General features: G+C 43.8%; 5 protein-coding genes and 3 pseudogenes. 3 read left to right on the top strand and 5 right to left on the bottom strand.

Annotated features, from left to right (window positions below):
* The 4 genes and pseudogenes from F6K20_RS13230 to F6K20_RS13220 form a co-directional block, all read right to left on the bottom strand.
* Nucleotides 1-409, bottom strand: a pseudogene (locus F6K20_RS13230) (3-dehydroquinate synthase II family protein); the annotation flags it as partial.
* 15 nt (nucleotides 410-424) lie between these two features.
* Nucleotides 425-520: pseudogene (locus F6K20_RS40630) on the bottom strand (3-dehydroquinate synthase II domain-containing protein); the annotation flags it as partial.
* Nucleotides 521-568: 48 nt separating this feature from the next.
* Nucleotides 569-904, bottom strand: coding sequence for a hypothetical protein (locus tag F6K20_RS13225; protein WP_008185393.1), 336 nt, complete (start codon nucleotides 902-904; stop codon nucleotides 569-571).
* Complete coding sequence (locus F6K20_RS13220; protein ID WP_008185392.1) at nucleotides 904-1692, bottom strand: 2-amino-3,7-dideoxy-D-threo-hept-6-ulosonate synthase; 789 nt, start codon at nucleotides 1690-1692, stop codon at nucleotides 904-906. Before F6K20_RS13220 ends, F6K20_RS13225 begins: the two co-directional genes overlap by 1 nt.
* A gap of 816 nt (nucleotides 1693-2508) precedes the next feature.
* Here F6K20_RS13220 and F6K20_RS13215 point away from each other — a divergent pair.
* On the top strand, nucleotides 2509-6060 hold the full coding sequence (locus tag F6K20_RS13215; protein ID WP_008185389.1) for a WD40 domain-containing protein: 3552 nt from the start codon (nucleotides 2509-2511) through the stop codon (nucleotides 6058-6060).
* A 140-nt stretch (nucleotides 6061-6200) separates the two neighbouring features.
* Here the strand turns inward: F6K20_RS13215 and F6K20_RS13210 are convergent, their stop codons facing one another.
* Entirely contained in the window at nucleotides 6201-7166 is a 966-nt protein-coding gene (locus F6K20_RS13210; protein WP_193431441.1) for a CBM96 family carbohydrate-binding protein, read from the bottom strand.
* 200 nt (nucleotides 7167-7366) lie between these two features.
* On the opposite strand from F6K20_RS13210, the gene F6K20_RS13205 reads away from it, so the two are divergent.
* Both F6K20_RS13205 and F6K20_RS40625 read left to right on the top strand, forming a co-directional pair.
* Complete coding sequence (locus tag F6K20_RS13205; RefSeq protein WP_287294946.1) at nucleotides 7367-8134, top strand: DUF4058 family protein; 768 nt, start codon at nucleotides 7367-7369, stop codon at nucleotides 8132-8134.
* 285 nt (nucleotides 8135-8419) lie between these two features.
* Nucleotides 8420-8698 (top strand): annotated as a pseudogene (locus tag F6K20_RS40625) (IS630 transposase-related protein); the annotation flags it as partial.
* Nucleotides 8699-8816: the final 118 nt, after the last annotated feature.

Raw genomic sequence — 8816 nt, 5'->3', positions numbered from 1 at the left:
TCTCTTCTATCTTCATCCTGCCTACAACTATTTCTCGTGCCTTGCCATCACAATTTACTCCTAATACTTTGTGTCCTGAACTGAGCTCACTAAGATAATTAGTTTGGCTAACACTAGACACTAAATAAGAATGTATAGCACCAGCATTGACTCGGAAAGGACGAGTTGGCATGTAGGGGAGTGGATGGGTTTCGCTGCTAACTAAAATCATTCCTTGGGAATAAGAACCAATGAGTATACCTTCATCTTTGGCAAAGTTAGAACAAGTATCTACACAAGCCCGCTCTCCCATTCCAATATGAGAAATTTTTGTTACTTCAAGTTCTTCCAGTGAAACTTCCAAATTGTTGGCCTTACGACACAGTTGCCCAAGCTCCCTGGCATCGATAATCCCGTTAGGGGTTAGCATGACCCCATGTGACCCTTTTTCTAAGACCCCCAGGACAATTTCTGCTTCCTGAATATCTTTGACAACGGTAATTATTTGGCCATCCGTGTTGTCCGCTGATGCTAAAACAATCTCCAGAGGAATTTTTGTGGGGTCTTTAAAATAGATGACAGCCCATTTTTACTGTCTAGCTATCTTACAAGCAGTTTGTAAGGTTTCGTCGTCGATAACATGAATAAAAAATCCAATTTCTGCTTTAGATTTGTAGGTTTCTGGTTGAGTAGTTATTTCAGAATACCAGGAATGATCAAACAGTAATATATCGGCGTTATCGATACATCCTTCTGCTTCTTCTGGGCTGTCTACAAAAGCAATGCGAGAGACAGAATCATGACAATCCATGACTGGACTTGATGAATCAACTACCACTCCATTGATATCAGAATTTAGAGACCCACACAGTGCTTTATAGTCAACATCATTAAAGCTTCTTAGGTCTAACCAAGATAATTTCATTACGCTACCTCCTTGATGGCAAACTGATAGGGATTACTGATAACTTTGGCAATTTCTTGAGAAATGAATGAGGGATTACTGTGTTGAAATATATTTCTACCAACAGCAACGCCTTTACCGCCAGCCTTGATGGCATCTTTGATCATCGATAAGATCGAGCTATCTGCATTGCTCTTTGCTCCTCCGGCAACGATAACAGGGATGTCAACGGCATTAACAACTTGTTTAAACGATTGAACATCGCCAGTGTAGTTAACCTTGACAATATCTGCTCCTAGCTCCCAGGCCAATCGGGTTGAGTGAGCGATCGCATCTGCATCGTACTCATTTTTAATCTTCTCTCCTCGTGCATAAACCATTGCTAGCAATGGCATACCCCATTGATGACAGGCGGCTGAGATTTGGCTGAAATCTTTGAGCATACGGTATTCATCGTTTGCCCCAAGATTAACGTGAATTGAAACTCCATCTGCACCAAGCTTAATGGCTTGTTCAACACTACTGACTAGATGTTTGGAAGATGGATCGGGAGATAGGTTCGTTGACCCAGAAAGATGCAAAATTAACGATATATCTTTCTGAATTAAACCTGGATGAATTGCCCGAGCTATCCCTTGATGAGCAACAATTGCACTAATGGTTTTCTCCGGTAACGATCTGATAAATTGATGAACTTTTGCCAGACCACTAACCGGACCCAGTGTAAACCCATGGTCAATTGGGACTATAAAATAGTTGTCTAATCCTTTGAGAATTCTTGCCAAACGATAATTTTTACCAAGAGACATAACAGACTCCTTTTGAATCGATTACAGGATGTTGTGTTTTCCAAAATCGTCAGCTGTCAGCCGTTGGCCGTTGGCCACGCTACGCGAACAGCTGTCAGCCGTTAGCTTAAAATAAACCTGTTTGGCCTATGGCCACGCTACGCGAATAGCTTTCCGTAACAGAGATTAAACGAATGCTTACCTCTTTTATTCAAAACAGTTTCCTCCTCAATAACCGTGCGCATAAGCTGATAGCTGATAGCTGATAGCTGATAGCTGCATGCTTACTGGAAAACTAACTTTTAGTGTTTCATGGCACTTAGCTCAATCTCGATATTTCTATCGTGCCTGACACTGACAAACCGAAAGTCTCAGTTTTTGCCTCAGTTTTTGTCTTAGTAACTGAAACTCAGGTGAGCTGCCTGGTTTTTTTTTGAGTAATCTCAGGAATTTCTTAGATTTGGCTCAGGTTTAACTTAACAGGATAACTTATATAGCCAAGGGAATAGGGAGTCGGGAGTCAAGGGCACCGAGGGAGTAGGGAGTGGGGAACTGTATTTTTACAACCAGCTCTGCTAGTCTAGAACTTAAACCGGTTTGTCTCAGTTTTTGTCTCAGTGGTTTCAGTTATGCTGTGTTTCTGAGATTTTTCTCATGTTTCCCTCAGATTTCCTCTTCCCTAACTAATTCCATAACTTTCCATAACATTTCTACATTGCGCGGCTTTTTGGTCACCCATACATTAAAGAGTTAGGTATAGTGATGGCTGGATTAGGGATGGTGCCATAGCGATCGACCCCATGGATTGGGGGTTAAGCAAAGCAAGATAGTGGAGTTATGATGAATTCCGTGCGAGCATCTGAATCAGGACTTAAATTAGTAGACCAAGCTAGACGTCAGAAAAGATGGAACAAAACAGCGGTAGCTTGGTATACCAGTGCATTTACCTCTAGGGCAACCTTAAACCGATTTTGGGGCAGACAGTCAATTCGTACTGACACCTTCATGGCCATTTGTAGTGCTGTAGGTCTTGATTGGGAAAAGGTAGTTGAGCCGGATGAGATTGAGATAGATCAGATGGAGCTAACAGCGCTATCGACAACTGCTCTGGCTGGAATTGGACATCTTGATTGGGGTGGAGCTCCAGAACCGAGGAGTTTCTACGGTCGGATGCAGGAACTGAATACCCTACAGGAATGGATTCTACAGGACAACTGCTGCCTGGTGGCACTTCTAGGGATGGGGGGAATTGGCAAAACCACCTTGGCTGTGAAGTTAGCCCATCTGCTACAGGATAAATTTGAGTTTGTGATGTGGCGCAGTCTACGGAATGCTCCGCCCCTAGAGGAAGTCCTGGCAGACATGATTCAATTTCTGTCTGTGCAGCAGGAAACGAATTTACCATCGTCTGTGGATGGCAAAATTTTGCGATTGATTCAGTATTTACAGACGGCGCGTTGCCTGCTGGTTCTTGATAATACCGAATCGATCCTCGAAAGTGGTTCTCGCACCGGTGGCTATCGAGAGGGATATGCTGGATACGGTGAGCTACTCAGAACTATTGGGGAAACTTCCCACAATAGCTGCCTAGTGATGACCTCCCGGGAGCCACCTCAAGACTTGAACATTCTGGAGGGGGAAGCCTTACCGGTTCGCTGCTTCCCACTCAAAGGTTTACCAGAAACCCACGGACAGGAAATCTTTAAGGAAAAAGGACATTTTATTGGGGATGACACCCAATGGATGACCCTAATTGAGCGTTATGCCGGAAATCCTTTAGCCTTAAAGATGGTAGCCTGTGCAGTCAGAGACTTTTTTGATAGCAATATTGCTCAGTTTCTGGATTTTTTAAAGGAAGGCTCATTCATTTTTGATGATATTCGGGATTTACTAGATCGGCACTTTCAGCGCCTTACCTCCACAGAAAAGGAACTGATGTACTGGCTAGCTATCAATCGGGAACCCATTTCTCTTGAAGAACTGCAAGAAGACTTTGTATGCTACCTATGCGCTACGGATATTTTAGAAGCTGTAGGGTCTCTACAACGGCGGTCATTGATTGAGAAAACCTCAACTGGGTTTACCCAACAACCTGTAGTCATGGAATACATGATTAATCGACTGATCGAGCAGATTCCTGAAGAGATTATTAGTCAAAATATCACTATCTTCCGCACTCACTCCCTACTCAAAGCCAGCGCCCCTGACTATGTTCGGGATGCTCAAGTCTGTCTGATTCTCGAACCGATTATTGAGAAATTACTCTCTAGTTTTGGTTCTACAAAACAGCTGGAAAACCATCTCCTGGAAATCCTATCAATGCTGCGCGCCCCGACTCCTGGGGTTAAAAAATCTACTCTCCAGATGGGATATGTCAGTGGTAATACTATTAATTTACTTAGTCAATTACAGATTGATTTAAACGGCTATGACTTTTATGGTCTGACAGTTTGGCAAGCCAACCTACAGGGACTGAAATTACACAATGTCAATTTCGCTGGCTGTGACTTGGCTGGCTCAGTGTTTACTGAAACCCTAGGGAATATGTTATCAGCAGCATTTAGTCCAGATGGGAGGATGTTGGCAATTTGTGATACAGATTTTCAGATTCGCCTATGGCATGTGCAAACTGGTAAACTACTGGTAATCTGTGAGGGTCACACTAATTGGGTACGCTCTGTTGCGTTTAGTCGGGATGGTAAAACCTTAGCCAGTGGTAGTGCTGACCATACCGTCAAGTTATGGCAAGTCAGTGATGGCAGCTGCTTGCAAACTTGTACTGGACATACTGATGAAGTGTTCTCAGTTGCTTTTAATCCTCAAGGTAATACCCTGATTAGTGGTAGTAGCGACCACACCGTAATACTCTGGGATGGTGACACGGGTCAATGCCTCAACAGGTTTACTGGACATACCGGTTGTGTGAGATCAGTTGCGTTTAGTACTGATGGCAAAACCCTAGCCAGTGGCAGTGATGACCACACTGTAATACTCTGGGATGCTAGCACTGGTAGTTGGGTTAGAACTTGTACTGGACATACCAGTGGAGTACGCTCAGTGGCTTTTAGCACTGACGGCAACACCCTAGCCAGTGGCAGTAATGACCACACTGTCAGACTTTGGGATGCTAGGACTGGTAGCTGTGTTAGTACTCACACCGGACATAGTAGTGGAGTCTACTCAGTGGCTTTTAGCACTGATGGCAAAACCCTAGCTACTGGTAGTGGTGACCATACTGTCAGGCTATGGGATTACCACACTGGTATTTGCCTGAAAACCTTGCATGGACATACTAATCAGATCTTTTCTGTGGCGTTTAGTCCTGAAGGTAACACCCTAGTCTGTGTGAGTTTAGATCAAACTGTCAGACTTTGGGATTGGGGCACTGGTCAATGCTTGAAAACTTGGCAGGGACATACTGATTGGGTATTTCCAGTGGCTTTCAGTCCTGATGGTAAAACCTTGGCAAGTGGCAGTAACGACAATACAGTCAGACTATGGGATTATCATAGCGATCGCTGTATCAGTATTTTGCACGGACATACTGCTCACGTGTGTTCAGTGGCCTTTAGTACTGACGGTAAAACCGTAGCTAGTAGCAGTAGAGACGAAACTATCAGGCTTTGGGATATCAAGACGGGAAAATGCTTAAGGATTTTGCACGGACATACTGATTGGATCTATTCCGTCACTTTCAGCGGTGATGGGAAAACCCTAGCCAGTGGCAGTGCTGACCAAACGGTGAGGCTTTGGGATCAGCGTACTGGTGACTGCGTCAGCACTTTGGAAGGACATACTAATCAGATCTGGTCAGTGGCTTTCAGTAGTGATGGTAAAACCTTGGCCAGTAGCAATACTGACCAAACGGTGAGGCTGTGGGATGTTAGCACAGGGGAATGCTTGAAAACGTTACAGGGACATGGTAATCGGGTCAAATCCGTCGCTTTCAGTCCTAAGGATAATATCCTGGCCAGTTGTAGTACAGACGAAACGATACGCCTCTGGGATTTGAGTACGGGTGAATGCTCTAAACTATTACGGGGACACAACAATTGGGTCTTTTCCGTGGCATTCAGTCCCGATGGCAACACTATCGCTAGCGGCTCTCACGACCAAACTGTCAAGGTGTGGGATGTTTCGACAGGGGAGTGCCGCCACACTTGCACCGGACATACCCATCTAATCTCTTCTGTTGCCTTTAGTGGGGATGGTCAAATTGTAGCTAGTGGCTCTCAAGACCAAACGGTGAGGCTTTGGGACACTAAGACGGGCAAGTGCCTGAAAATTCTCAGAGCTCCCAGACTCTACGAAGCGATGAATATCACTGGAGTGACAGGATTAACTGAGGCACAGAAAGCAACCCTGAAACAGTTGGGTGCGATCGCATAAATAGGCAATGCCATTAATTGTGCCTAGGTACTTACTTTGAAATGCGGAATGTGAGCCGAAACCCAATCCTCCTGCTGAGAATTGGGATTGGTTTCAATAAGAGCGATCTAGAACATTGCTAAGTCGTGGAGGACTAAAGGTTATGGAGCTTTGGCATGGGGCAGACTGGTGCAAGCAAGACCATCTTTGTTCCCATCTAGACGGAAACGATCATCTCCAAAGTAGTTAAACACAGCCTGTGCCTCTTCCTGAGTCTTAAAATCCGAGCAGTTACAATCGGAATTCACACAATCGGGAAGCTCAAAAAGATTGGCTGTATCAGTTTCAGGCTTGCTTTGAACAGCAGGTTTCAGAGTAGCCATTAGTGTAGGAGGGCTATACTCAGTGCTTTCTTTAGACGCAAAAACGATATAGGCATCTGGGGCTTTATATTCTGCACGATTGATCAGAATAGTCACTATGTCATCAGTATCACCTTTGATGAAATCTAGTAACTCAGGTGAGTTAAAGCTAAAAGAATCTCCTGTCGCTATAGAAGCTGCAGGGAGTTTCCCTAAGTAAGTTGTTTGGTTTGAGAGAAATAAATTGGTAGAGTAAGTATCATTACCCGGCGCGTTATTCCAAGTGGTTTTGGTTTCAGACCAATTTTCGTCTACTCCATCATTCAAGCCATAAAACTCAATAGATCCTTTGGTGTTGGGAAGGTTTATCGTACTCAAATTCAGGCTCACATCATCAATACCATCATTCAGCTCACTGAGATCAAATCGGAGGTAAGTTTTGCGGCTATAAGAGACGGTGTTATCAAGCTTGACGACTAATTTACCGTTTGTTCCATTATTCTTACTAGAGTAGGAACCACCTCGGATAAAGGTGTCTGCTCCATTGCCCGCTGCTGTAGTAATTAGTTGAAGATTGCCAGTGATTGGTGCTACTTGGGGGTTTTCTACATTTTGTATGCTCTCGCTTTCAGCGTTAACCATGGCTTGGCTTGGAGCGGGGAAGAGCATCACGGAAGGAATTATCAAAACCGCGCTCAGCAGAAAAGCCCATAGACTTCTGAGAGATAATGGTACCATGTTACGTTGTTGTAATTGCGTTAACAATAATGGTGCATCTATACTATAGAGCAATCCTGGGGGGCGACATGTAAGCTGAAATCCTTAGAGCTAATTTATAGCGTAAATCTTAAGAGCTCAAATCCTTACCCAAAATCCCTCTGTACTTGATTAACTCTTGCCTCTAGCATGCATGCCTCTTGCCTTTCCTTAAGGAAGTATGTTCACAACTCAAATCAAAATGCTATATGCCTAACCCATTTCCAGGGATGAATCCCTACCTTGAACAACCGGAATATTGGTCGGATTTCCACAATCAATTGCTGGCAGCTTTGGCTAGAGCATTAATTCCTAAACTGCTACCTAAATATCGGGTGGTTACCGATAAGTGGGTTTATAAGATTGCTGGCTCAACGAAGATTGCCATTGGTAGACCAGATGTTACGGTTCAACAAAGCCGAGATGCTTCAGTCGCAATGGCTACAGCAGTTGCGGTATCTGAACCGTCAGTTCAACCGATTAAGGTAGCTGTTCCTTTACGAGAAGAAGTGCGACAATCCTACATCGAGGTTAAAGATGTAGCCACCAAGGAAGTGGTAACAGCGATTGAAGTGATCTCCCCTGCCAATAAACGAGGAGAAGGGCGTCTTAAATACGAAGCCAAACGCCAGCAGATTTTGGAGAGTATGACTCATCTGGTAGAAATTGACCTGTTGCGAGATGGGGAACCCTTGCCTGTTTCTAACAGCAGTAATCCGAGTCATTATCGGATATTAGTCAGTCGTTCTAATACCCGTCCCACTGCTGACTTGTACCTTTTTAATTTAAGCGATCGCATTCCCTCTTTTCCGCTTCCCCTGCTTCCTGGGGATACCGAACCAATGGTAGAATTACAGACATTGGTGGATCAGCTTTATGACCAGTTAGGGTACGAGTATTTTATTGACTATAGCACCAGTCCGCCATTGCCTTGGTCGGAGGATGATGTGGCATCTTGGGCAAGAGATCGTCGATAAAATTTGTGAATCAGGACAAAAATAAGTTCTCGACTGTATCAAGCCATAGCTCATTAGCCTCAAAATATAGTAAGCTTTTTAGAGCCCATGTCGCCCCTAAAGCTATCTAAGTCTTAAAAGCGCTTCCCCAACATAAGAATCTGTTGGGTATTTCTTGCTAGTTCAGTGGCATCACCATTACGCCAGTATAGATCTTCTCCAACATATGATATAGCAGTCGAAGCAAAGCTTAGGACATAATAGTCAAAAAGCCAAATAGCCAGGACTTGTTAATAAATTAATAAAATGGCAGTTCCTTACAGTTACGATTTAAGAAAAAAAGTGATTAGTGCTATCGACGATGGCATGGTAAAAACTCAAGCTAGTCGTTTATTGAAAATTAGCCGAAATACAATTGATATCTGGTTAAAAAAGAGAAATTAAACAGGAGATTATAGGCCAAAAGAGGGTTATCAAAAGGGATATAATCCGAAAATAGCTGATTTGGAGAGATTTAGGGAATTTGTACAATCTCATGGTAGATCAACTCAGAATGAAATGGCAGAAGCATGGTCAGAAAAGATGTAAGTATTCAGCTATCAGCTATCAGCTATCAGCTATCAGCTAATGCGCACGCTACTTGAGGTGCTACAGATGGTGCTTTTGAATAAGCGATGCAGAGGTGCGACCCGTGGCGAATTTA

It is taken from the genome of Moorena sp. SIO2C4 (assembly GCF_010672485.1).
Lineage (GTDB): Bacteria > Cyanobacteriota > Cyanobacteriia > Cyanobacteriales > Coleofasciculaceae > Moorena > Moorena producens.
The sequence above is the reverse complement of the archived record's forward strand: the minus strand, read 5'-3'. Positions and strand labels throughout refer to the sequence as shown.

Bases quoted from the DNA above. Each gene is read 5' to 3' on its own strand.
- F6K20_RS13215 (WP_008185389.1), top strand. From the start codon at position 2,509: ATGATGAATTCCGTGCGAGCATCTGAATCAGGACTTAAATTAGTAGAC.
- F6K20_RS13225 (WP_008185393.1), bottom strand. From the start codon at position 904: ATGAAATTATCTTGGTTAGACCTAAGAAGCTTTAATGATGTTGACTAT.
- F6K20_RS13205 (WP_287294946.1), top strand. From the start codon at position 7,367: ATGCCTAACCCATTTCCAGGGATGAATCCCTACCTTGAACAACCGGAA.
- F6K20_RS13220 (WP_008185392.1), bottom strand. From the start codon at position 1,692: ATGTCTCTTGGTAAAAATTATCGTTTGGCAAGAATTCTCAAAGGATTA.